The 23,821-nt window shown below is 66.1% G+C and carries 21 protein-coding genes; 17 read left to right on the forward strand and 4 right to left on the reverse strand.

The features are described 5' to 3' along the window. Positions 1-132: 132 nt before the first annotated feature. From BLU38_RS12825 to BLU38_RS12875, 11 genes are all read left to right on the forward strand, one after another. The gene (locus BLU38_RS12825; protein WP_091525335.1) at positions 133-1,686 is read left to right on the forward strand and encodes an ABC transporter substrate-binding protein; all 1,554 of its coding nucleotides are present in this window, start codon (positions 133-135) and stop codon (positions 1,684-1,686) included. After that, complete coding sequence (locus BLU38_RS12830; protein WP_091525337.1) at positions 1,683-2,693, forward strand: ABC transporter permease; 1,011 nt, start codon at positions 1,683-1,685, stop codon at positions 2,691-2,693. Before BLU38_RS12825 ends, BLU38_RS12830 begins: the two co-directional genes overlap by 4 nt. Then, positions 2,690-3,556, forward strand: a complete 867-nt coding sequence (locus tag BLU38_RS12835; RefSeq protein WP_091525339.1) for an ABC transporter permease — start codon at positions 2,690-2,692, stop codon at positions 3,554-3,556. The genes BLU38_RS12830 and BLU38_RS12835 overlap by 4 nt, the downstream gene beginning before the upstream one ends. Continuing rightward, positions 3,556-5,349: a dipeptide ABC transporter ATP-binding protein gene (locus tag BLU38_RS12840; RefSeq protein WP_091525341.1), complete on the forward strand. Its 1,794-nt coding sequence runs from the start codon at positions 3,556-3,558 to the stop codon at positions 5,347-5,349. The genes BLU38_RS12835 and BLU38_RS12840 overlap by 1 nt, the downstream gene beginning before the upstream one ends. Next, on the forward strand, positions 5,346-7,337 hold the full coding sequence (locus BLU38_RS12845) for a CocE/NonD family hydrolase (protein ID WP_091525343.1): 1,992 nt from the start codon (positions 5,346-5,348) through the stop codon (positions 7,335-7,337). Before BLU38_RS12840 ends, BLU38_RS12845 begins: the two co-directional genes overlap by 4 nt. After that, a complete protein-coding gene (locus BLU38_RS12850) occupies positions 7,334-7,951 on the forward strand; it encodes a TetR/AcrR family transcriptional regulator (RefSeq protein WP_091525345.1) in 618 nt (205 codons plus the stop codon). Before BLU38_RS12845 ends, BLU38_RS12850 begins: the two co-directional genes overlap by 4 nt. Further along, entirely contained in the window at positions 7,951-8,442 is a 492-nt protein-coding gene (locus tag BLU38_RS12855; RefSeq protein ID WP_331715081.1) for an ADP-ribosylglycohydrolase family protein, read from the forward strand. The genes BLU38_RS12850 and BLU38_RS12855 overlap by 1 nt, the downstream gene beginning before the upstream one ends. A 224-nt stretch (positions 8,443-8,666) precedes the next feature. Continuing rightward, positions 8,667-9,170, forward strand: coding sequence for a hypothetical protein (locus BLU38_RS12860; RefSeq protein WP_157683426.1), 504 nt, complete (start codon positions 8,667-8,669; stop codon positions 9,168-9,170). Position 9,171: 1 nt separating this feature from the next. Further along, the gene (locus BLU38_RS12865) at positions 9,172-10,383 is read left to right on the forward strand and encodes a M48 family metalloprotease (RefSeq protein WP_091525353.1); all 1,212 of its coding nucleotides are present in this window, start codon (positions 9,172-9,174) and stop codon (positions 10,381-10,383) included. A gap of 29 nt (positions 10,384-10,412) precedes the next feature. Next, positions 10,413-10,952: a GNAT family N-acetyltransferase gene (locus BLU38_RS12870; protein ID WP_157683427.1), complete on the forward strand. Its 540-nt coding sequence runs from the start codon at positions 10,413-10,415 to the stop codon at positions 10,950-10,952. Positions 10,953-11,099: 147 nt separating this feature from the next. After that, complete coding sequence (locus BLU38_RS12875) at positions 11,100-12,941, forward strand: phospholipase D-like domain-containing protein (RefSeq protein ID WP_157683428.1); 1,842 nt, start codon at positions 11,100-11,102, stop codon at positions 12,939-12,941. 44 nt (positions 12,942-12,985) lie between these two features. On the opposite strand, the gene BLU38_RS30890 is transcribed toward BLU38_RS12875, so the two are convergent. The 3 genes from BLU38_RS30890 to BLU38_RS12885 form a co-directional block, all read right to left on the reverse strand. Next, positions 12,986-13,990, reverse strand: coding sequence for a hypothetical protein (locus tag BLU38_RS30890; RefSeq protein WP_157683429.1), 1,005 nt, complete (start codon positions 13,988-13,990; stop codon positions 12,986-12,988). Between the two features lie 59 nt (positions 13,991-14,049). Next, positions 14,050-14,658, reverse strand: a complete 609-nt coding sequence (locus tag BLU38_RS12880) for a hypothetical protein (RefSeq protein WP_157683430.1) — start codon at positions 14,656-14,658, stop codon at positions 14,050-14,052. A 151-nt stretch (positions 14,659-14,809) separates the two neighbouring features. Next, a complete protein-coding gene (locus BLU38_RS12885) occupies positions 14,810-15,250 on the reverse strand; it encodes a MarR family winged helix-turn-helix transcriptional regulator (RefSeq protein WP_091525361.1) in 441 nt (146 codons plus the stop codon). Between the two features lie 83 nt (positions 15,251-15,333). On the opposite strand from BLU38_RS12885, the gene BLU38_RS12890 reads away from it, so the two are divergent. Continuing rightward, complete coding sequence (locus tag BLU38_RS12890; protein WP_091525363.1) at positions 15,334-16,209, forward strand: cyclase family protein; 876 nt, start codon at positions 15,334-15,336, stop codon at positions 16,207-16,209. An 18-nt stretch (positions 16,210-16,227) separates the two neighbouring features. Here BLU38_RS12890 and BLU38_RS12895 read toward each other — a convergent pair whose 3' ends face one another. Beyond that, on the reverse strand, positions 16,228-18,045 hold the full coding sequence (locus BLU38_RS12895; protein WP_091525365.1) for a DUF4185 domain-containing protein: 1,818 nt from the start codon (positions 18,043-18,045) through the stop codon (positions 16,228-16,230). Between the two features lie 250 nt (positions 18,046-18,295). Here BLU38_RS12895 and BLU38_RS12900 point away from each other — a divergent pair, with 250 nt between their 5' ends. The 5 genes from BLU38_RS12900 to BLU38_RS12920 are packed head-to-tail and all read left to right on the forward strand — an operon-like array spanning position 18,296 to position 23,817. Then, entirely contained in the window at positions 18,296-20,101 is a 1,806-nt protein-coding gene (locus tag BLU38_RS12900; protein WP_091525367.1) for a peptide ABC transporter substrate-binding protein, read from the forward strand. A 14-nt stretch (positions 20,102-20,115) separates the two neighbouring features. Further along, on the forward strand, positions 20,116-21,120 hold the full coding sequence (locus BLU38_RS12905) for an ABC transporter permease (protein WP_172836291.1): 1,005 nt from the start codon (positions 20,116-20,118) through the stop codon (positions 21,118-21,120). Next, positions 21,072-22,022: an ABC transporter permease gene (locus BLU38_RS12910; protein WP_231920318.1), complete on the forward strand. Its 951-nt coding sequence runs from the start codon at positions 21,072-21,074 to the stop codon at positions 22,020-22,022. The genes BLU38_RS12905 and BLU38_RS12910 overlap by 49 nt, the downstream gene beginning before the upstream one ends. Continuing rightward, positions 22,019-23,029 (forward strand): ABC transporter ATP-binding protein, encoded by a 1,011-nt coding sequence (locus BLU38_RS12915; protein WP_091525371.1) that lies wholly within the window; start codon positions 22,019-22,021, stop codon positions 23,027-23,029. The genes BLU38_RS12910 and BLU38_RS12915 overlap by 4 nt, the downstream gene beginning before the upstream one ends. Beyond that, positions 23,026-23,817, forward strand: coding sequence for an ATP-binding cassette domain-containing protein (locus BLU38_RS12920; protein WP_231920319.1), 792 nt, complete (start codon positions 23,026-23,028; stop codon positions 23,815-23,817). The genes BLU38_RS12915 and BLU38_RS12920 overlap by 4 nt, the downstream gene beginning before the upstream one ends. Positions 23,818-23,821 lie beyond the last annotated feature (4 nt).

Consider the following 23,821-nt stretch of genomic DNA (forward strand, 5'->3'; position numbering starts at 1 on the left):
GCGGCGGGCGCGCACGCGCGTCATACCTCGTCAACGCACGATTCCGGCAATCGGGATCACCCAGCGGAACAGACTTCACAACCCGACCCGATCCGCTTATCGTTCACCTGAACGATAACTCTCGGAGGTTGTGTGACCCCCTCGATCAGTCGTCGGAATGTTCTTCTCGGTGCGCTCGGCGGCGCGACGGCAACCGGGCTCAGTGCATGCGGAGCTCCGGCGCTCACGCTGCCCGAACGCGCGGCGACCGGGCCGGCCAGCAAGGGCGCCATGATGCGGATCGCTCGGCCGGCGGCCAGCGCGGCGGAGACCCTGGATCCGGCCAGCGGGCTGTCGGCGTACGAGTATCTGGGCGCTCTGTACAACCGGCTCGTCAAGCTCGATCGCAAGGGCAACACGGTTCCCGATCTTGCCGAGGAGTGGTCCCGTAACGCCGACGCGACGGTGTGGACGTTCAAGCTGCGCACCGGCATCAAATTCCACGACGGGCGACCGCTCACGTCCCGCGACGTCCGCTACACGATCCAACACATCCTCGATCCCGACGTCGCCTCGCCACAGGCCGGGACCTTGTCGTCCATCGACGAGACCACGGCTGTCGACCAGCACACCGTACGGGTCCGGCTGAAAGCGCCCAACGCGGAGTTCCCGTCGCTGCTGACCGCCTATCAGTGCTACGTGATTCCGGACGGCTCGGCCAAGACGATCGGTAAGACCGGCGTCGGCACCGGACCGTTCCGGCTGGTGTCGTTCACGCCTGCCGGGCCGGGCGCGGTGACGGTCAACGAGGACTACTTCGACGGACGACCCACCCTGGACAAGATCGAATTCTCCTCGATCCAGGACACCTCGGCCCGGGTCAATGCCCTGCTGGCGCACCAGGTCGATCTGATCTCGCAGACCAATCTGGACAACCCGACCGCCCGGGTCGTCGCCGACTCCCCGGGCACCACGGTGGCCCGAGTCGCCGACGCGCAGTGGTACACGATCCCGATGCTGGCCACCAGCAAGGAATTCAAGAATCCCCAGCTGCGCAAGGCGATGCAGCTGGCCTACGATCCGCGGGCGATCTTGGAGACCGCCCTCCAGGGAACCGGTACGCCCGGTTGGGACAACCCGGTGCCGCCCGAACTCGCGGCCCGCGCCGACGGACACCGAGAGTACGACCCTGACAAGGCACGCAGCATCCTGAAGAAGATCGGCCACGAGGGATTCAGCACCAAGCTCTACACCTCGGCCTACGAACCCAACTTCGCCGCGATCGCCGTCGCCTACGCCGATCAGGTCAAGCAGGCCGGCATCAAGCTCAAGATCACCAACGTCGCAGCCGACTCCTACTACACCCAGCAATGGATGCAAGTGCCGCTGATGGTCAGCTACTGGTTCACCGGCCGTCCGGTCGACCAACTGCTCAACCAGATCTTCCGGTCCGGGTCGAGCTACAACGAGTCGGCCTGGTCCAACAAGAGATTCGACAAGCTGCTGGACGAGGCCCGCGCCGACACCAACGACGACAGCCGGCTGGCCAAGTATCGCGACGCGCAGCAGTTGATCATCGCCGACGGCGCCGACCTGACCCCGATCTTCGGTGATCGGCTGGTCGGCATGTCCGACGACGTCGTCAACTACGACGAGTACGGCTTCGAATTCGACTATCTCCGTCTCGGGCTGCGGGAGGGCCGATGAAGCTCGTCCTGACCCGACTCGCGACCGCGGTGGTGACCCTGCTGCTGGCCTCGTTCTTCGTGTTCATGGCCGTCCAGGCCCTTCCCGGAGACGTCGCCGAACAGCTGCTCGGTCAGAACGCCACCCCGAAGGCCGTCGCCACGCTGCGTGGCCAGCTCGGTCTTGATCAGAATGTCTGGCTCCGTTATCTGGACTGGCTCGGCCACGCCGTTCGTGGCGACTTCGGGAAGTCTCTGGTCTCCGGTGAGTCGGTGTCGGCCACGTTGTGGACCGCGTTCGGGCACACCCTGCTGATCGCGCTGCCGGCCATCGTGATCGGCGTGCTGCTGTCGGTGGTGCTCGGGATCCTGGCCGGCGCACGTCGCGGGACGGCCGCCGATTCCGGCATCTCGGTGATCGCCCTGTTGGCGATGAGCATTCCCGAGTTCGTGGTCGCCACCGTGCTGGTGTTGATCTTCGCGATCGCGTTGCCGATCTTCCCGGCCGTCGTGCTGGACGGGCCCCGGGCGACGATCAGTCAGCTGATCCCGACGGCGGTGCTGCCGGCGATCACCTTGATCATCGCGATGGCTGCCTACATCATCCGGTCCACCCGGTCCTCGACCATCGACGTGCTGGCCACCGAGTTCGCCACCACCGCCACTTTGAAGGGCGTGCCGCGACGGAGGGTGCTGTGGCGGCATGTGGTGCCGTCGGCGATCCTGCCGGTATTGCCGGTGATCTCGATCAACGTCGCCTGGCTGCTCGGCGGTGTCGTGGTCGTCGAATCGATCTTCAATTATCCGGGAGTCGGCAAGCTGATGATCGACTCCGTCTCCACCCGCGATCTGCCCATGCTGGAAGCGATCGCGGTGCTCAGCGCGATGATCTACGTGCTGGTCAACCTGGCCGCCGATCTGTTGGCGCTGGCCGCCGATCCGCGGCAGCGCACCTTGCACACCCGGTCACGGCGACGCTCGATCGAGGCGGATCCGGCAGCGGCGCCGAGCGAGGTGGCGGCACGATGAGCGTCCTGCAGACTCTCGTCCGCCCGACCTTTCGGAGCATCGGTCGGATGACGCCCGGCACCCGAGTCGGTTTGATCTTGGTCAGCCTGACCGTGTTGGTGGCGATCCTGGCACCGGTGCTGGCGCCGTACGATCCGGTGGCGACCGATGCCCAACGCGCGTTGGCCGGCGCGAGTCCGCAGCATTGGCTGGGCACCGACCAGTACGGCCGCGACATCCTGTCCCGCACGCTGATGGGCGGTCGGTACGCCCTGCTGGTCTCGCTGTTGGCGACCACGGTTGCCGTAGTGATCGGGACCGCGATCGGCGCCGTGGCGGCGTACCACGGTCGGTGGGTCGACGGCGGCATCACCCGGGTGTTGGATGCGATCCTGGCGGTGCCGTCGGTGTTGGCGCTGCTGCTGGTGATCTCCGTCTTCGGCAACGGGCTGTGGGTGATGGTGCTGGCCGTCTCGGTGGTCTATGTCCCTGCGGTGGCACGGGTGGTGCGGGCCGCCGCCCGACCGGTGATGACCACCGGCTATGTGACCGCCGCCCGGAGTCGCGGTGAAGGTCCGCTGCCGATCATCGGTCGCGAGATCCTGCCGAACATCCTCGGCACGGTGCTGGTCGAGTTCGCGATGCGGGCGTCCTGGGTGGTGCTGTTGGTGTCGACGCTGTCGTTCCTCGGCTTCGGCGTGAATCCGCCGACGCCGGACTGGGGACTGATGATCCAGGAGAACCGGACCGCGCTGACCGTGGCTCCGACCGGCACCGTCGCACCGATCCTGGCGCTGGCCGCGTTGGTCGTCGGACTCAACCTGGCCGCCGACGGGCTCGGGAAGTATCTCGGCGTCGACCGGGCCGGACGAGGAGTGGTCTGATGAGCGAGCCCAACGATGCCCTTCGACCAGCCCAGGGATCTTCGGTGCAGGGTGCTGTTGCCGAGGTCAGAGATCTGACCATTTCCTACCAGGCCGACACCCAGCAGGTCACTGTCGTGGACGGGGTGTCGTTCACTCTCGAACGCGGCCGCACCCTGGGGCTGGTCGGCGAATCCGGCAGCGGCAAGTCGACCGTAGCTCGGACATTACTGGGGCACCTCCGCACCGGTTCCCGGATCGACAACGGTCGGGTGATCGTGCACGGCCAGGACGTGTTCGGGCTCGCCGCCGAGCCGCTGCGTCGGCTGCGCGGGAACACCGTCGGGCTGGTTTCGCAGAATGCCGGGGACGCCCTCACGCCGTCGATCAGGGTCGGTGATCAGATCGCCGAGATCCTCCGTGTGCATGGGGTTCCGGCCGGTCCGCAGCGAATCCTCGAGCTGCTGGAGTTGGTCCGGCTGCCGTCAGTGGAGACTCTGCGACGCCGCTATCCGCACGAGCTGTCCGGGGGGCAGCAGCAGCGAGTGGCGATCGCGATGGCGGTGGCGACCGATCCCGACATCCTGGTCCTGGACGAGCCGACGACGGCGCTCGACGTGATCACCCAGGCCGCCGTCCTCGACCTGATCGACGATCTGCAGTCGCGGCTCGGGATGGCGGTGTTGATCGTCAGTCATGATCTTGGTGTGGTGTCGGCGATCGCCGACGAGGTGCTGGTGCTGCAGGACGGCCGGACCGTCGAGCACGGACCAGCTGACCGGGTGTTGACTGCACCGGCGGAGACCTACACGCGACAGCTGCTGAGTGCGGCGCCCCGAGTGTCAGGTGCGGAAGCCGGCCCTTCTACAGGGCCCTTTGGTGCTGCGGTTCTGATCCGATGTGTCGATCTTGACGTCCGCTATCCGGGCGCGCGGCGGCGGGCGGTGGACGACTTCAGTATCGACCTGCGACAGGGCGAGAGCGTGGCGATCGTCGGCGAGTCCGGCAGCGGGAAGTCGACGGTGGCGGCCGCGTTGGCCGGTCTCACCGAGGCCGAGCGTGGCCGTGCCTCGCTGGCATTGGATGGTCGTGATCATGATCTGTTGGCCTCGGCCGGACGGCGGAGCACCGAGCTGCGCCGGGCGGTGCAGTTGATCTTCCAGAACGCCGACCTCTCGCTCAATCCGCGCCGCAGTGTCGGCGATGCGATCGCGCGACCGCTGCGGGTCTTCGGCCGATCCCGTGGCCGCAGTACAGCGCGGGAGGCTGTCGGCACCCTACTCACCGAGGTGGGGCTCGATCCGGAGTTTGCGGGTCGGCTGCCCGGCCAGCTGTCCGGTGGGCAACGCCAACGGGTCGGCATCGCCCGCGCGCTGGCCGCCGAACCGCGGGTGCTGATCGCCGATGAGATCACCACCGCTCTGGACGTGTCGGTGCAGGCCGAGGTGCTCGACCTGCTGGAACGGCTGCGTACGGATCGCGGGCTGGCCAGCGTGTTCATCAGCCACGACCTGGCGGTGGTCCGGCAGGTGGCCGACCGGATCGTGGTGATGAAGGACGGCCGGATCGTCGAGTCCGCTCCGACCGCGATCTTGTTCGCCGATCCGCGGCATCCCTACACCCGCCAGCTGCTCGCCGCCGTGCTCGAGCCGGGAGCAGGTCGGCGGACAGTGGCCGGTGACGATCACGATCTTGCCCCGGACCGAGACTCGGTTGCCGGTCCTTCGACAGGCTCAGGAGCTGGGAGTGAGTTGATCACCGTTGGTGATGATCATGTCGTCCGCGTAGCGAAAGGAAGCCCACAGCAACAATGAGTCTTGTCGAGATCGACCCGTCCACAATCGAAGAACGAGATCTGTGGATCCCGATGGCGGACGGTGTCGAGCTGCACGCTCGAGTCTGGCTGCCCACCGATGCCGAGGCCGACCCGGTGCCTGCGTTGTTGGAGTATCTGCCGTATCGGCTCGACGACTGGACCTCGGTGCGGGACAGCGAACGGCACCCGTACTACGCCGCTCACGGCTATGCCTCGGTTCGGGTCGACATCCGCGGCAGTGGCAGCTCGGGCGGTCTGTTCACCGACGAGTACTCGGGCGCCGAATTGGATGACGGTGTCGCGGTGGTGAAGTGGCTGGCCGCCCAGCCGTGGTGTTCTGGCAAGGTCGGCATGTTCGGCATCTCCTGGGGTGGGTTCAACGCACTGCAGATCGCCGAGCGGGCTCCGGAGGCGCTCGGCGCGATCGTCACGGTCTGCTCCACCGATGATCGGTACGACAACGACGTGCACTACATCGGCGGCGCGGTGCTCGGCGTAGACATGGCTGCCTGGGCGGGGACCATGCTGGCCTTCGCCTCCCGTCCGCCGCGGCCCGAGGTTGTCGGCGACGGTTGGGTCGAGCAGTGGCGCGAACGGCTCGACCAGCAACAACCACTGGCTCCGGTGTGGCTCGGCCATCAAGAGCGCGACGACTACTGGCGGCACGGCTCGGTGTGCGAGAACTACGCTGGGATCAGGGCGGCCGTGCTGGCTGTCGGCGGCTGGTCGGATCCCTACCGGGACACGGTTTTCCGACTGTTGGACCACCTCGATGCACCGGCCAAGGGCATCATCGGGCCGTGGTCGCATCAGTATCCCGATCGCGGTCTGGCGCCCGGGCCGGCGATCGGCTTCCTGCAGGAGACGCTGCGCTGGTGGGACCGCTGGCTGAAAGACCAGGACACCGGCGTCGATCACGAGCCAGCGCTGCGGGTCTGGATCACCGACTCCGAACCGCCGAGCAGCTACGTCGCCGAACGCACCGGCCGATGGATCGGCGTGGATCGACCCGCTGCAGTCGATTGTCGGAGCTTCGGGCTGGGCACTGGGACGGTCACCGTCCGTACGCCGTGGGCGACGGGGCAGGATGCCGGCCGGTTCTTCCCGTTCGGCAATCGGGCCGATCTGCCGCCCGATCAACGTGCCGAGGACGGCCGCTCGGTCTGTGTTGATCATCTACTGCCTGACGGTCTGGAGTTCCTCGGAAACCCGATCGCTCGGCTTCGGCTGCGTTCTGATCATGATCGTGGGCACATCATCGTCCGAGTCTGCGATGTCGCACCCGACGGTGCGTCGACCTTGATCACCCGTGGTGTCCTCAACCTGGTCAAGCGGTCCGGGATGGACCGGATCGATCCGCTACCGGTCGGCGAGTTCGTCGACGTCGAAGTACCGCTGGTCGCGAACGGTTATCGGCTCGCCGCCGGTCATCGTCTCCGGATCGCACTCAGCAATCATTACTGGCCATGGGTCTGGCCCCATCCGGTCGACGACACCATCGAGGTGAATCTGTCGGCCAGCATGATCGACCTTCCGCTGGTCCCCGATGAGCATGAGGCGGTGAGTTTCGAACCGGCGGAGCATGCCCGCCCACTGGCGATCACGCAGCCGGATGACCGAGCCGAACCACGACCCGAACGCACAGTGACGACCGATGTCGCGGCGCGGGAGACCGTCCTCACCGTCGATCCCGGGTACGGCGGCACCCGCCGCTATCCCGACGGGCTGGACTTCCTGGAGTCGGCCGAGGAGACCTATCGGATTATCGAGGGGGATCCGGCGGCGGCTCGTGCCGATTCCCATTGGCAGATCACCATGAGCAAGGATGACTGGGTCGCCGAGATCGAGACCTGGTCCACGATCACGGCTGATACGACAGACTTCATCGTCGACAATCGCGTGCTGGCGACGGCAGACCGTGGTGGGAAGAAGGAGATCGTGGCGGATCGGACGTTCCATGATCGGATCCCGAGGACGTCAGCGTGACCTCCCGGCTCTCCCCTGCACAGCGGCGCGAACAGATCGTCCGGGCTGCCCGGAGCGCGATCGCCCAACGCGGACTCGCCGCCACCGCGCTGCGGGACATCGCTGCCGCGGCCGGGGTGTCGATCGGCACGGTCACCTATCACTTCGCCAGCACCGACGAAATCCTGCGCGCCGTCGTGATCGCCGAGTCCGAACGGTTCTACGGTGACGTAATCACCGCAGCCGACGCCGAACCCGACGCCCGCCGCGCGTTGCAGTTGATCATCGAACCACTGTTCGGCGACTCGGCCGATGTGCAGGCCCACTGGCGGATCTGGGCCGACTACTGGGCGATCGTCGCTCGCCGCCCCGAGATCGCCGGCGCCTACGCGATGCGGATCCGCAGCTGGGAAGCCTGCTGCGTCCGGATCATCACCCGCGGTGTCGACGACGGCACCTTCCGCACCGTCGATCCTGACGAGACGGCCCTCAAGCTCGCCGCCTACTCCGACGGCCTAGGCACCCAACTCGCTCAGGACGCACAAGGCATCACCACCGAAGCTGCCCGCAACTGGATGTTCGAGCTGATCGATCTGCTGCTGGGGCCGAGAGCCGGCCACCTCGACGACCGCTGATCTGTCAGGGCGCTGCCGACTCCACCGCATCGGCCTGGGCCGAGCTCGCGGTCGACTCCTCCCGGACCACGCACGCGCATCCGCAGGTGCTCGGCTGCGTTCGAGCCTACGTCGGGATGCTGCAGATGATCATGAACGGCGATCAACCAACAACCGACTGGATCGATGCTCTGGCCGAATTCGATCTTGATCTTCATCCCGACCTGCCGCCGACGAATATTCCCTGTCCGGGTATCGGCTACGCACCGTACGCTCTTGATCTTGCTATTTGGTCGGCGACTGCCGCTACCGACTTCACGAGCGGTATCGAGACGGTGGTACGTCTGGGTGGAGACACCGACACCAATGGAGCGATCTGCGGCGCCGTCCTTGCAGCTCGCTTCGGGTTTCCGACCGAATTGGTCGCTCCACTCGAGCCGGAACGCCTCGAGGAGTTGGACCGACTCGCGCGGGATCTCGCAGGACTCGATGCTGATCGGGTCCAGCCCTGAACGGACGAGCCGCACGTGGAAGCCACCAGGTCCGATCGATCGGCGGGGCAGTCCGCCAACTCAGCGCCGTTGGCCAGGTGTCACCAGGTCGGGACCAGGGTTATCCACAGGCTGGGCAACGACCGAGGACTCCCCGGCTCAATGATGCCTAGACTCCTGGGACGCGGTCCGACGCCTCTTCGCGGCGGACCGTCCAGAACCGCCCTGCCCACCAGGAGATCACCATGTCAGACACCGGCCCGAGCTGGGAGTCATTGCCTCTGTCAACGCGGACGACCCAACAGATCGTCGACGGGCTTGTTGATCTTGTCATCGACACCCGGAAAGCAACAGATCTCACGCGCGAGACTGTGGGCCGAGCCTTCAAGCTGGAGCTCCAAGAACTCCGTAGCGGTCACCCCGGGAGCTACGCCCGGCTCACGTCGACCCGCAGCTATGCGTTCGGCCTGCATGGAGCCGGCACAGATCGTGTGTATCTCCATCTGACCTTCTTCTCCAAGGACGGCGATGCAGCCAGTGACGAGCCAGCGCCAGAGCTGCGACTCGACAGATTCGCCGAGCGACTCAAGCAGGCCGGATTTCAGCAGCAAACTCGCTACGGCGAACACGGTCGCCGGCTGGGTGACGAGTTCGTCCGCGACGGCCTGAAGCTACAAGTGATCGTGACCGGCCACCGCGTCGACGACGGGCCACTCCTGAAGACCATCCAGTCGGTCGTCGTGAGCTGACATGCCTGCCACGGCTGCAAAGCTGACCCGGCAGGCCAAGCGCGTCATCGCCACCTTCGGGAGCGGTGAAGCCGGCACCCGCGGACAGGTCGCGGTGTTGCGCCAGGTGATCAAGCAATCCCCACACCTGAAAGCGCAACTGAACGATGCCGTGGCGTCGGGCCGCCTGACCGGCTTCGGGGCGTTGGCGCCGAGCGCCAATGCGGGCGGTGAGTACTGGCCGTCTTCGGGACTGATCAAGCTGCCGTCGGCGATTGTCACATTGTCGACGAAGGAGGAGTTGGCGTTCATTCTCGGGCACGAGATGCAGCACGCACTGAACGCACCGACCGTCGCTTCGGCAGTCAGGGATCTCTACTTCGATGCCCACGCCGCCGCGCAGTCGAGCCACGACTACACCAACGCCGTCGCGCACGTCGTGCAAGCCCATCGGGAGGACGAAGCCAGCGCAACGCTGGCCGGCTGGAATGCGATGCTCGACTGCCACCGATCGTTGGAGCCGTGGGAGGCCGTCCACGAGATCGTCAGGACCAATGAGTTCCGAGCCAGGGACTTCGTCGAGCGGAAGTTCGACTCTACTTGGGGCGTCCGCCCGAACCTCCACCTGAATTCTGATCTGACGGTCGATCTGTCACCCCAGAACATCGAGGGCATGGGAAAGAACTTCTTTGACAAGCCGGCAAGCCAAACCTTCCTCGGCCATCACGGCGACTCCGATTACACCAACTACTACACGGCCGTCGCGGTCGGCCAAGCCGCATCGATCCATGCGGCGGTCAATCCGGGCGTGAGCGGTCTGCCCGGACCGCCGATGCTGATCGATCTGAAGCAGCTCCGCGCATCGCGCAAGTCCATGGAACGCAACGGCATCAGCCTCGGCGACGCGGACGTCGTGCCACCCGTGCCCTACCTCGACGTCTCTACCGCACCGCCTTCCCCGGGCTTCTTCCATCACACCCGGAACACCCATCAACACGTGCCGGTGGCCGACGCCCAGGATCACGATCATCCGCGCTCGCCGCCATCGATATCTCCCGTACGACTTGCCCAGAGCAGCTTCGCGCATCGCCGCCGGCAAACGGCCGGCTCGACGGTCAAGCAGAAGGAGGCGGCAACATCCAGGCTCGGTTCCCCACGCGGACCGACGACCACCGCCGATCGCGCTCAGCAGCGCGGCGGCACCGTTCCGCAGTTCTCCCGAGGATCTGAGTAGGCTGCCTGCGACGACGAGAAGGGGAGACGTTGACGCAACTCTTCATGACCCATCCGGGACCGCTCGATCATGCCGAGCCTGTGCTGCCCGGCGACCTGCGGATGCGCGAAGCCACCGACGTCGATACTGCCGAGCTCGCCGATGCGCTGACTGACGCCTTCGAGGACGACTGGTCGACGAGCCGGGTGACGTCAGCACTGCTCGGCGCAGCCGACGTGCCGCGGACCTGGGTGATCACCCACGGCAGCCGCATCGTGGCCACCGCGTCGGAACGCGTCCTGCAGAAGTACCCCGACGCCGGCTACCTACATTGGGTCGGCGTACGCCGCGAAGCCCGTGGGCAGTCGTTGGGCAAGGTCGTCACCGTGGCCTGCCTCCGCGGTTTCACCGAACGCGGGTTCCGACGGGCGGTGTTGGAGACCGAAATCTTCCGACACGCTGCTGTACGGACCTATCTGCGGTTGGGCTTCGTCCCCGAATACCGCTCCGACGAGGAACGAGCAGCGTGGTCGACGCTGCTCCCCCAGCTCCTTGCCGCTTCCGGCAAACCTTCGTCGCGCCAAGCCTGACCCCGGTTCGGCCGCTGGCTGTTCGGGCGCTGTCGCGGCGGTGATCGAGCTGCCCGTTTCGACCCACTTCGAAGGTCCTTGCCCGTTGGCCTCGCGGTGCCCAACGCTGACTGCTTCAGCCAGCGAGACCGGGGACAGGGAGTGATCATGGTGACCGCAGGTGCCGATAGCCGAGGTCCGAGACGGACAGCGTTCCGACGGTCGCTCGTCGTACGGTTGGCGGCGCTTGTCGGCGCCATCGCCGTGGTTGCCGGCCTAACCCTCCAGGTCACTCCCGCGCCGCAGGCAACCGCTGATGGGCCGAAGGCCACAGCCGGCGATTGTGCCCTGGACGGTTCGGTCACGACCGGTGCCATCTTCAACAACCCGCAAACCGATCCCGGTCGGATCCATCGCCACATCGGCTGCATGATCGACGGCGCACCGGAAGGAGCCAAGATCAACATCGCCGGCTACCACTTCGCCGACGAGACCATGACCTCGGCGGTGATCAAGGCGATCCGCAACGGGGTCCAGGTCCGGATCGTCGTGGACGGCAACATCGGTCACTACCCCGACGACCCCAAGCACCTGACCCGGGTGCAGGCGGCGATCGACGAAGTCGGGGACGGCAAGTCGTCGATCAAGAAGTGCCCCACGAATGAGGAGAAGGGAGACTACGGATGTATCGCCAACCGTCGGATGCACAACAAGCTCGTCACTTTGTCGGAGACCCACGGCACCCAGCACGTCACCTTTCTGACCTCCTCCAACTACGAGGACAACGACGGCGAGGACGGCACCGACAATTCGGGCATGGGCATGTGGAACAGCGGCTACACCGCGGCCAACGACGAGCCGCTCTACCACTGGTTCGCCGACAACTACTTCAACGATCTGGCCTCCGGTGAGGAGAATCTCAGCTACTACGAAGATCACGATGACGTCCTGGACAAGCCGATCGGCAACTATCGCGTCTTCCACTCACCACGGGCCGACGGGATCACCGCGCTGACCGACGCCCTGAACAAGATCGACTGCCACGGCAGCACCTCCGGTGGCACCGATCCCGGTCACCGGACCATCGTCCGGGTCGCCATGTGGACGATCTCCGACACCGGCGGCTACGGGCTCGAGATCGCCAAGAAACTGTGGTCGCTGGACAACGCAGGTTGCTACGTCGACGTCGTCGCGGACGGCATCGGAGACAAGAAGGGCAACTACGCGTCCCTGCGCGCGCTGTTGCAGCAGCCGATCCCGGCGAACGACGAGAGGATCAACTACCACGGCCCCGAGGTACGGGAGTTCAATAGCGGACAGCCGCACGGGCTGCACGAGAAGAACCTGATGATCGACGGCACGTTCGACGACAAGATCAACCAGAAGGTCGTCTTCACCGGTAGCTACAACTTCACCCAATCGTCGGCGGCCAATCCCAGTGACAAGATCACCGTCAACGACGAGACCTGGCTGCAGATCAACGATGCCGGCGTGCACGACCGGTTCGTCGACAACTTCGTCGACGTCCGCAACGCCGCACACACCTGTTGGCAGACCAGCAAGCCGACCGCCTGTGACGGCGGCCGCTCCGACATCGATCTGACCGATCCGCTGAACTGTCACGAGACCGCCGACAAGTACGCCTCCAAACACCTGCTCTACCTGTATCGCGGCACCAAATGCGACGGCGCCAACGACGGTAAGGCCGACGGCTCCGACAGCGACTACGACGACGGCAAGGGTCAGATCGAGGACCTGGACAATGCGGTCGACTCGATCGTCAACACCACCACGAAGACGATCAAGTTCTACAACTACCCCAGGTACAACGACGGCCATCCCGAAGGCGACAGCTTTTGCCTACGGCCCGGCGCCTGGATCAACAGGATCTCCTGGTACGGCGACGGTTCCAGCACCTGGAGCAACAGCATCAGCTCGCACCGGGTGCTCGACGATCCGGAGAAGGACTGCGATCGCTGGTTCGGCGGATATCACGAACCCAACCGGTGAGTTCGCGTGCGGCACGTAGGTCCTGGCAGTCAGTGGTGCCTGGATCACCGATCAACGGTGACGACCTGAAGCTCGCCGATCCGCAACTGTCGGGTCTGCGTCCCGCTCAACGGCTCATCGCCGACGAGCGGCTCGCCCTCGCCATTGTCGATCACGTAGTGCACACTCCAATGGCTGGTCATCGAAACCGTGTACGTTCCAGTCTTCACGTACGTGTGGCCGCAGCTCGGCGACTTCGTGCCGGGCGCTACGCGCGGAGTCCATTCTGGTGCATCGGTCGAACAGCTGAACCTGTTGCCATCACCAGCGTCAATGCTGACCTTGCCGGGACGCATGGACAGCGAAACGGTCATGTCTGCGACCTTCTTGGTGGACGACTTCGCCGCGAGATCGCCACCTTCGGCCCAGAACCACAGGGGATAGCCAACAGCCGAATCCAGCGGCTTGCCAGTTACGGCGCTGCGCAGATGGTGGACGGAGTAGTCGGGCCCGACTCGCGGAGTCGCCGCGTCGACTGCAAGTGTCGTCTTCACCCGCGTCCACACCTGTTGTTTCGTGATCCTCGGCGGCGCTGCGGGCGCCGCGGGGGCAGCGGGTGCCGCGGGTGCCGGCGCTGCGGGCGCTGCTTCCTGTTGGGGCCTATCAGGCATATCCATCAGCTGCGCGGCGTAGGCCGGATTGCACGACGCAGCAAGCACCGTCCTCAGGCCACCATCGACACAGTTTGCCTGGCGCGCCTCGGACGCAGCCTGTTTTGCCAACTCGTTCTCATTGTGGGCGAGTGCTCGAGCCACCAGCTCCTTGTATGTCGGTCCATTGCGAACATCCCCACCACCGCCATTTGAGTTGTCTCCCGCGCCGTCCGAGGGCTGAACTGCTGGGTCGTCAGCTCCTTGGTTCTGCGAGCTCGTCGTATCAGTGGACTTCGGGGTTGTCTTCGTCGATTCCGTCGTGGACTTGCTCGCCTCCGCAGAGATCTCTTCGTCATTCACTGACAGCGAGTCGCTTCGACTGACCTCATCGGGGTCATCCGCGTTGGCGGTTGACATACCACCGCTTGTGAGGGCGATGGCAAGTCCGAGCCAGAGACCCACCAGGGAGCGTGGTGCTATAGCTCGCACGGAGAGCCCTTATCTAGCTGATTCGCGCTGTAGACCAGCCACGAACTCGGCTCGGTCGCCCTAGCGTCCGGCGAGGCACCTGCCTTGGCGCGCATATCGACGTTGAGTAGTTCCCACGGGAGGCTTCGGCTCTTGGTCCCGTCGCCGACCTTTGCCCTCCGGCCGTCAATGCACGCCTTGAACTTCAACTCTGTCCGCTTCGACCCATTCGACTTGCCCTCGGGCCCGACCGAGATGCTGATTTCTGCTGACTCGATCCGTGATCCCTCCTCCCGCGCATTCGCGAACGACTCCTTGAGGATTGTGCGTTCGGCCCCGTCGGGGTGTGTCATCGCTAGGAGCCTCTTCGATGGTGCATGCGTCGGATGCATGCCTTCGACGAGGTAGGCCTTGTAGTACTTCACGAACTGTGACTGCGCAGCTTGCAGCATCATCTCGTTCTGGCTGGCAGTCGGCGTCGGCGATGCCGACGGCCGTGCCGTCGTTGCACGTCCAGACGCCGATGGATCCGTGGATGGGCCATCACCATCGCACGCGGCCGCGAGCGGGAGCATGAGTAGGGCAACCACAACACCGCGCAGCATGCGCTTTGACATCCAGCGTCTCCTCGATCGTCAGCCCCGGCGGCATGGAGTTTACGGATGGGCCGCGGCATTTCGCCAGATGCCTGTGGATAACCATGCGACTCGAGATCGCATCCTCATGACCGGACCGCCGGGACGCTCCCCAGAGGATTGCCACTGTCATTCAGCGGGGCCAGGCCTTGGTCAAAGTCTGGCGCAACTGTGCCAGTGTCTCGGCCCCCAGCCGTTCGCTCAGCTCCTGCTCCAGGTCGTGAAAGATCTCGACGGCGACCTCGCGTCTCCGGCAGCCCGCGGCGGTCAGGCTGATCAGGGTGCTGCGCGGGAATCCAGGCCCGGGTGCGCTGGCCAGCAGACCTTCGTCGATGAGTTGCGTGACGGCGCGATGCATGGTCTGCCGGGTGACGTCCGCGCGGCGTGCCAGTTCGGCGATGCTCAGTGCCGTGTCGGCGTCGAGGTGTGCGAGCACGGTGCCGTGCGCGGGTGTGATCGCCCCGACGCCGGCAGCTGTCAGACGCTTGACGAACTCGTCGCTGGACCAGCGGACGCCGCGCTGCAGCAGCGCAAACAGTGGCGGCTCCGCCATCAGACGATCATCGGCTGCCATCGATCGCGGTCCTTTCCGGTACGGGTAGACTGTAGTGTCAGCATAGCTGACACAGTGCTTCGACACCGACAGGAATCAGCCACATGAGCGAGAACGATCTTCCGAGCAACTGGGGACGATGGGGCGACCATGACGAACGCGGCACCCTCAACCTGATCGACGACCGAGCCCGAGCCCGCGCTGCTGCCGAGGTACGCGACGGCACGTCGGTGAGCCTCGCGCGTCCCACCACGCCCGTGCCGATGACGACCGGCGCTGCCCTGACCGGGAGTCCAGCCACCGTGCCGGCGGCTGTCATGCAGGTCGTGAACTTCAACGGGATCAGGCCGATGGCCACCACCGACTCGTTGTTGATCAACACCCACAACGCCGCACTCACCCACCTCGACGCCCCCTGTCACGTCCCCGTCGGCGACCAGGTCTATCCGGGTGTTCCGCTGCCGGACGCCGTCACGCCGACCGGCGTCCGGCACGCGTCCGCCGATTCTGCGAGCGACGGCATCGTCACTCGGGGCGTCCTCCTCGATCTGGCTTCTGGCGGCGACAGCCTCGCTGCGGACCACCGAGTCACCGGAGCAGAACTCGACGCCGCGCTCGATCGGACGGGTACGACGATGCACTCCGGCGACGCGATCGTCGTGCGTGGCGGCTGGGATTTCAACCAGCCGATGACACAGCCGGTTCCCGGGCTCGGCCTCAGTGCCGTCGACTGGCTCGACCAGCACGGTGCGGCACTCTATGTCGGCGATATCGGCGATGCCCGACCTCCGAGCCTCCCAATGCCGATGCATCAGGTTGCGCTGGCACGGCTGGGCCTGCCGTTGGTCGATGTCGCTGCCCTCGACGATCTTGCCGACCGGTGTGCATCGCTGCAGCGGTGGAGTTTCATGCTCGTCGTGGCGCCGCCCCGCATCACCGGAACCACCGGGCTCGCGGTCAACCCGATCGCGATCTTCTGATTCGGCCCCGGGTCACGTTCACGGTCCTTCGACGGGCTCAGGACCTGGAGTCCAGGTGGGTTCCAGTTCGGACATCGATGAGTAGGTGTGATCACCGCCGGGCGCGGCGACGATCCGGATGCCGTCGGCGGTCACTGGATCGAAGGTGATGGTGTAGGTCGCGTGGTCACCGAAATCCTTGCCCGGCTCGAAGGCTGGGGTGATGGTCTGTTGCGGGATCGGGATGGTGTGCCACTCCCCGTCGCGACGGTATTCCGCGGTCGGCCTCGTGATGAACCAACCGCCGTCGTCGGCCGGTGTTCCGGTGGTCAGGGTGACCTGATTGATCACGTGATCCTGGGGCCAGGTGTAGCCCCACCAGCTGGCGGACTTGGCTTCACCGTCGAAGTCGTCGACACTGCCGGAGACGTCCCCGTCATTGAGTTCGGCCAAGCTCCCCTGCCGCGACGAATCCGACACGGCGACCGTCGACGGATCGGTGGCGAGGTTGCTGCCGTCCGGCGACGGGTTGGCGATACCGCCGGCATGGAGATCAAGAGCCAGCGGCCGCATCGAGAAGTTGTAGGCGACATGGGCGTTCGGCAGTGAGCAGCAGCGGTTGGACTGGACCATCACGGTCAGTCCGTCGTCGGACAGGAACTTCGACGGCACCGTCGCCGCATAGCCGGCGTACTGCTGGGGTGCGGTGTCGTAAACGGTGTAGTTGTGATCAAGGAGCCGCTTCCACGGACCCCAGGGCGTCGGCGATTCGTAGAAGTGGTGCTCCCATTCCGACCAGGACGTGTAGAGGTAGCGGTTCAGCGGCTTGTCGTAGGTGACGCCGCCCTGGGAGATGATCGAGGAGTTCTGCCAGTCGGCGTCGATGAATGACCGGGGGATGTCACGCCGGCCGTCGTGCAGCACCGGCACCCGGTCCTTGATCGACTTCTCCCAGGTCGGCGTCACCTGATCGCGACGGAAGCCGGCGAAGAACTGCCAGGCCGACCGCTGCTGGATCTTGGTCTTCGGCACCCGGGCCAGATACAGGTCCTGCGGGTCCGGTACTTCATCGGTGGTGGAGTTGCGCCAGTTGCCGTCAATCCCGTAGGCGTACACGTACTTCGTCGGGTCCCAGGCGCCGCCGCGGCCGAAGTCGGCGAACCAGACCGTGGTGAACTGATGATCATCGAACATCGGCTTGTCGTGATCGTAGGTCCAGGTCTTGCCACCGTCGGTCGACTTCACGATGGTCGCCTGTTCGGCCTTGTTGAAGTTGCCGGCCAGATCCTGCACGGCCAGGTAGAGGGTGTCGCCGACGCAGACCATCCCGGTCGGCTTGCGGGTGGTCCCGCTCGGCGCCCATCGTTTGACGATCTCGTCCGCAGTCGCGAGGTTGCTGCCGGTCAGGGCCGCCGGGTCGTCGCCGTCGATCCGTGCCACGCCGACATCGACGAAACCCGAATCAAGATCAAATCCGGCGCCGTCGCCCCAGGCCGCGTAGATCGAGTCGTTCTTGGCCCAGCAGGACGGCCACAGATCTCCGTCGGCCTCGGTGAAGGTGGTGTTGGCCGACGCGATGGACGCCGTGCCGGCCCAGGTGGAGCCGGGTGGTGCGTCCTCGCTCTCCGCGGCGAGCAGCCGAGTCGTCTCGGCGGGCGACGACGGACGCTGCTGCTCGGCGCGCTGTTGACCGGGCAGCCGGGACGGTGTCCGGCCGTGTTGCTCCTTGTCGGTCGACGCCCCGTGGCTGACCCGGCGTTCCGCCGACGGTTCGGCGGTCGCGGTCGGCAACGCCACCGTCGTGATCAGCGCACCCGCGACGAACGCTACGGCTAGGACGGAACGGCTGGCCCGCACGACGACTCCTCATTGAGTTCCGGTGTCCGCTGTGTTCCCCGATGCCGCCGGCCCAGACCCGCTGTCCGCGACGGCGAGAGGCTACCAGCTGCCCACTCGAAGCGGCCGACCGAAGTTACCTATTGGGAACATCCGAAACGTTGACACCCGCCCTGCTACGTGAATAGGGTCCAGTCTTATTCGACTATTCACCCGTCCGAAATAGCCGGGTGAGCGTGCCGGGACGTCGGGGCACGACAGGAGGTGCGCGATGGGCAAGTCCGCATTCGACAACCTGAAGCCGTGGCCGGGCGTGACCCGGCGGGACTTCCTCCGGGTGTCCGGCCTGGTCGGGCTGGCGACCGGAGGCGTCACGCTGACCGGCTGCGGCATGACCGGAGGCGGCACCGAGGACGCGGCCGGTGGCACCGGAGGCGGCAAGGACGCCGTCCTGCGGATGACCTTCACCACCGTCGAGGTGCTGGATCCGCAGTTGATCACCAACGGGATGTGGATCCTCAGCCGCGGCATCCTGGAAGGCCTGGTCGTCCAGAACGAGGCCGGCACCGATGTCGTGCCGGCTGTCGCCGAGAAGTGGGACATCTCCGATGACGCGCTGACCTACACCTTCCACCTGCGCAAGGACGCGAAGTGGTCCAACGGTGACCCGGTCGTGGCCAAGGACTTCGAACGCACCCTGAAGCGGCTCTTCACGCCCAGCGGCAAGGCCTCCGGCGGCACCACGATGGGACAGAACTCCTATCAGCCGACCACCGGGATCAAGGGCGCGCTGGAGTTCCTCGCCGGTGGCAGCAAGGACTGGAACAGCGTCGGGGTGAAGGCGCCCAGCGACAACGAGTTGGTCCTCGAGCTGGACACCCCCAACCCCGATTTCCTGCTCGCGTTGACCCATCCGGCGATGTTGCCGCTGCACATGGACACGGTCGAGAAGAAGCCGGATGACTGGCAGAAGCCGCCGAACTTCGTGGCCAACGGTGCCTTCGCGGTCAAGGACTTCGTGCCCAACTCCAGCCTGCAGTTGGTCCGCAACGACAAGTACTGGGATGTCAAGCAGGTCTCGTTGTCACGGATCGAGGTCCAGCAGGTCGATGCCGGCGCGGCCGCCGGGACCGTCACCGTCCCGTACGAGAACAACGAGACCGACCTGCTCCCGATCACCGATGCCGATGTGCTCCGCTTCCAGAAGGATCCGAAGCTCGCCAAGGAACTGAAACAGATCGACACCTACAGTGTCGCCTACCTGGCCACCCTGCGCAGTCAGAATCCTGCCCTGGAGGACGTACGGGTCCGGCAGGCTCTGTCGATCTCTTTGGACCGCAAGACCTTGGCCGGGGTCTCGCCGGGCGGTCGTCCGGGCTTGTCGCTGCCCCATGATCGGGTTGCCGGCTGGGACAAGTCGCTGGCGGTCACCGAGGATCTGGCCAAGGCCAAGAAGCTGCTCGCCGAGGCCGGATTCCCTGGTGGCAAAGGACTTCCGAAGGTCCGCATCCTGGCCGGGGTCGAGTCACCGCTGGTGGACGCGATCGTCGACCAGTGGCAGAACCGGCTCGGCATCGAGGCCGCCGCGGACATCGTCGAGGCCGGTGTCTACGTCGAACGCCGTTGGGCGGTGCAGAAGAAGGACTACGTCGGCTTCTACTTCGGCACCTTCGCCGGGCTGCCGACGCTGCCGACCTACGTCGGTGCCCTCTGGTCACCGGCCGACATCGCCAACTTCAGCCTGCCGGGCAAGGTCTGGCAGCAGATGCTCGATCTCGACGCCGACAAGAAGATGGACCCGGCCGTGGCGGCCAAGCGGAAGGCGGCGTTGATCAAGAAGTACTCCTCCGCCGGCTCCAAGGAGATGGCCGATCTGGTCGCCCAGGCCGGCAAGGAGCTGGACGACGAGAAGCGGCGCCAGCTCTACCTGCAGGCCGCCCGGGTCCGCGAAGATCAGTATCTGTACTTCTCGGTCTCCTGGCTGGGCAGCTTCTTCGCGGTCCGCCCCAAGATCAGCGGACTGCAACTGCGGCGCTACCCGGACTTCTTCTACTTCAAACCGCTGCACGTAGCCTGAGCCGGAAGTTGATCATGGGCTTTGCCAAATACCTCGGGATCCGCCTGGTCCGGTTGATCCTGTCCCTGATCGCCGTCTCGGTGATCACCTTCGGACTGCTGCAGCTCGCACCGGGCAACTTCGCCGACATCAGCCGGGTGACCAGTGGCGCCACCAGCATCGGCGGCACCGGCACCGAATCGATGCTCGCCGAGACCCAGGCCCGCTACGGCAGCGACGTGCCGGTCTGGCAGCAGTACCTCACCTTCATGAAGGGGCTCGTCACCTGGGACATGGGCCCGTCCTACCGCTATGCCGGGCGCGGGGTCGAGGAGATCATCGGCTCGGCCTTCCCGGTGTCGGCGTCGTTGGCGCTGATCTCGGTCGGTCTGGCATTGCTGATCGCCGTACCGGCCGGGATCATCGCCGCACTCCGACAGAATTCGGTGGTCGACCACGGCACGATGTTCCTGGTCACGCTCGGGCACGCCCTGCCCAACTACCTGATCGCTGCGTTCCTGATCCTGCTGTTCACCGCGGAGTTGGGCTGGCTGCCGTCCAGTGGCTGGTCGACACCGCAGAACTTGATCTTGCCGGTGATCGCGCTCGCCCTCGGGCCGGCGGCCGTACTGGCCCGCTACGTCCGATCCTCGATGCTGGAGACGTTGCGCGAGGAGTACGTCACTGCGGCCCTGGCCAAGGGCGGACCGCAGGCGGTGGTGATCATCCGGCACGCGCTGCGCAACTCGCTGATCCCGCTGGTCACCGTCGTCGGACCGCAGCTGGCGGCGCTGATGACCGGCACCGTGTTCGTCGAAGCACTGTTCCGGATCCCGGGCCTCGGCTACTACGCCGCCACGGCGGCCGCCAGTCGCGACATGCCGCTGCTGATGGGCACGGTGATGTTCTTCGCCGTGATCTTGATGTTGATGAACCTGTTGGTCGACCTGACCTACGGCCTGATCGATCCCCGCGTGCGGACCCAAGGGAGGTGGACACGATCGCGAATTCGCAAAGCATCGACGCCCCAGCCGGCCTGACCGAGGTCGAGCCGACGGCAGCCACGGCCACGATCCGGGCACCGCGAGCGCACGCTCGCGGACCGTTCGGCCGTGCCTGGGACCGCTTCCGCCGCAACCGCCTTGCCCTGATCAGCCTCATCGTCTGCGGTCTGCTGGTGTTGACCGCGGTCGCCGCACCGTTGCTGGCGCCGTACCACTACGCCGCCACCGACTATCAGCAGCAGCTGGTCGGCTTCGGCGCCGACGGCCATCCGCTGGGCACCGATCAGCTCGGCCGCGACATCCTCAGCCGCACCCTGTACGGGCTCCGGACCGCACTGATCGTGGCCTTCGGTGCCGAGCTCTTCGCGCTGCTGCTGGCGCTGCTGATCGGACTGACCGCGGGCTACCGCGGCGGCCGCGTCGAGCAGGGACTGATGGCGTTCACCGACATCATGTACGCCTTCCCCAGCTACCTGTTCGCGATCGTGATGGTCGCCGTGTTGGGTCGGAGCATCTTCGCTTTGGTGATCGCGATCGGCATCGCCGGCTGGGTCACCCAGTCCCGACTGGTCCGGGCCCAGGTGATGACGATCAAGGAACGCGAGTACGTCGAGGCCGCCCGCGCGTCCGGTGCCTCCGCTCCGACCATCGCGGTCCGTTACATCCTGCCGAACGCGCTCGGTCCGATGCTGGTCACCAGCAGCTTCGCCATCCCGGCCGCGATCGCCGCCGAGGCGGGTCTCGGGCTGCTCGGTCTGGGCGTTCAGCCACCGACGCCGAGCTGGGGCGGGATGATCTCCGAGGGCACCCGCTACCTGCTCGCCGCACCGCACATGCTGGTCGCGCCGGCGGCCTTCTTCGCGTTGGCGATGCTCGCCTTCACCTGGGTCGGCGACGGCATCCGGGATGCGTTCGATCCGCGAGGAGACCAGCGATGATCACCGCCGAACGGGAGCAGCCGATCGGCCGGCCGGCTGCCCAGGACGAGCCGCTGCTGCGGGTCACCGATCTGCGCACCGAGTTCCGTCGCGATCACGCCGATCCCTTACGGGCGGTGGATGGCGTCAGTTTCGACGTCGGCCGCGGCCGTGCGCTGGCGATCGTCGGCGAGAGCGGCAGCGGCAAGAGCGTCACCGTCCGCAGCCTGATGCGGGTGCTGCCGCGCACGGCCCGCACCACCGACGGCCACGCGATGTTCGGCGGCCGGGATCTGCTGGCGCTCTCCTCCCGAGCGATGCGCCGGGTGCAGGGTCGCGAGATCAGCATGGTGTTCCAGAATGCGATGGAGGCGATGAACCCCACCCTGACCCTGGAACGACAGCTCACCGAACCGCTGATCTGGCACGGCATCTGCAACCGGATCGACGCCCGGCAGCGCGCCATCCAGGCACTCGGCGACGTCGGCATCCCCGAACCGGAGCGGCGGGTCAAGGTCTACCCGTTCCAGCTCTCCGGCGGGATGCGGCAGCGGGCCATGATCGCGATGGCGATGATCACCGAGCCGTCGCTGCTGATCGCCGACGAACCGACCACCGCTGTCGACGTGACCGTACAGCGCCAGATCCTCGATCTGCTGGCAGCGCAGAAGGAACGCGGCACCGGCGTCATCATGATCACCCACGACCTGGGCGTCGCCCGCTATTTCTGCGACGACGCGGTGGTGATGTACGCCGGCCGGGTGGTCGAGCGGGCACCCGTACGGGATCTGCTGGACCGGCCGCACCATCCGTACAGCCAAGGACTGCTCGCCTCCAGTGTCGAGGTCGGCGGCCGGGAACGACCGTTGGAGCCGATCCCCGGCAGCCCGCCGGATCTGGCGCACCGTCCCGAGGGCTGCCCGTTTCGTCCGCGCTGTGCCCAGGCCGAGGACCGCTGTGCCGAGGAACAGCAGTTGATCATGGTGTCACCCGGTCGCGAGGCCGCCTGCTGGAAGGCCACCGCATGAGCCCGACCGAGATGGCCGACGTGTTGATCGCCGCCGAGGACGTGACCAAGATCTACGACACCAGAGCCGGCCCGGTGACCGCCGTCGACGGCGTCAGCGTCCAGGTCCGGCGCGGCGAGACACTCGGCGTTGTCGGCGAGAGCGGCAGCGGCAAGTCGACGCTGGCTCGGCTGCTGATGGGACTGCAGCCGCCGACCGACGGCCGGATCGTCTTCGGTGATCGTGATCTTGCCAGCTACCGCGGCAAGGAGATGCGCCGGCTCCGGCAACGGATGCAGATGGTCTTCCAGAGTCCGCTCGGCTCCCTGCTGCCGCACTTCAGCGCCGCGGCAGCGGTGATGGAGCCGCTGCGCGTGCACGGACGCGGCACCAAGCAGTCCCGCCGGCAGCGGGCGATCGAGCTGCTCGAACTGGTCGGCGTCAATCCCGACTTCGCCGACCTCTACCCGACCCAGTTCTCCGGCGGCCAGCAGCAGCGGATCGCCATCGCCCGAGCACTGGCACTGGAGCCGGAGCTGCTGGTCTGCGACGAGCCGACGTCAAGTCTCGACGTGTCGATCCAGGCCCAGATCCTTGCCCTGCTGGAGAATCTGAAGGACCAGCTCGGGCTGTCCTGTGTCTTCATCTCCCACAACCTGGCCGTCGTCGAACGCCTCGCCGACCGGGTTGCGGTGATGTCGTCGGGCACCGTTGTCGAGACCGGCGACACCGAACAGCTCTTCGCCGACCCACAGCATCCCTACACCCGCAAGCTGCTGGACGCCGTGCTGCCGGTGACGTCGGCCTGACCCT

Origin of the sequence: Microlunatus soli (assembly GCF_900105385.1) — a bacterium.
GTDB classification, from domain to species: Bacteria; Actinomycetota; Actinomycetes; order Propionibacteriales; family Propionibacteriaceae; genus Microlunatus; species Microlunatus soli.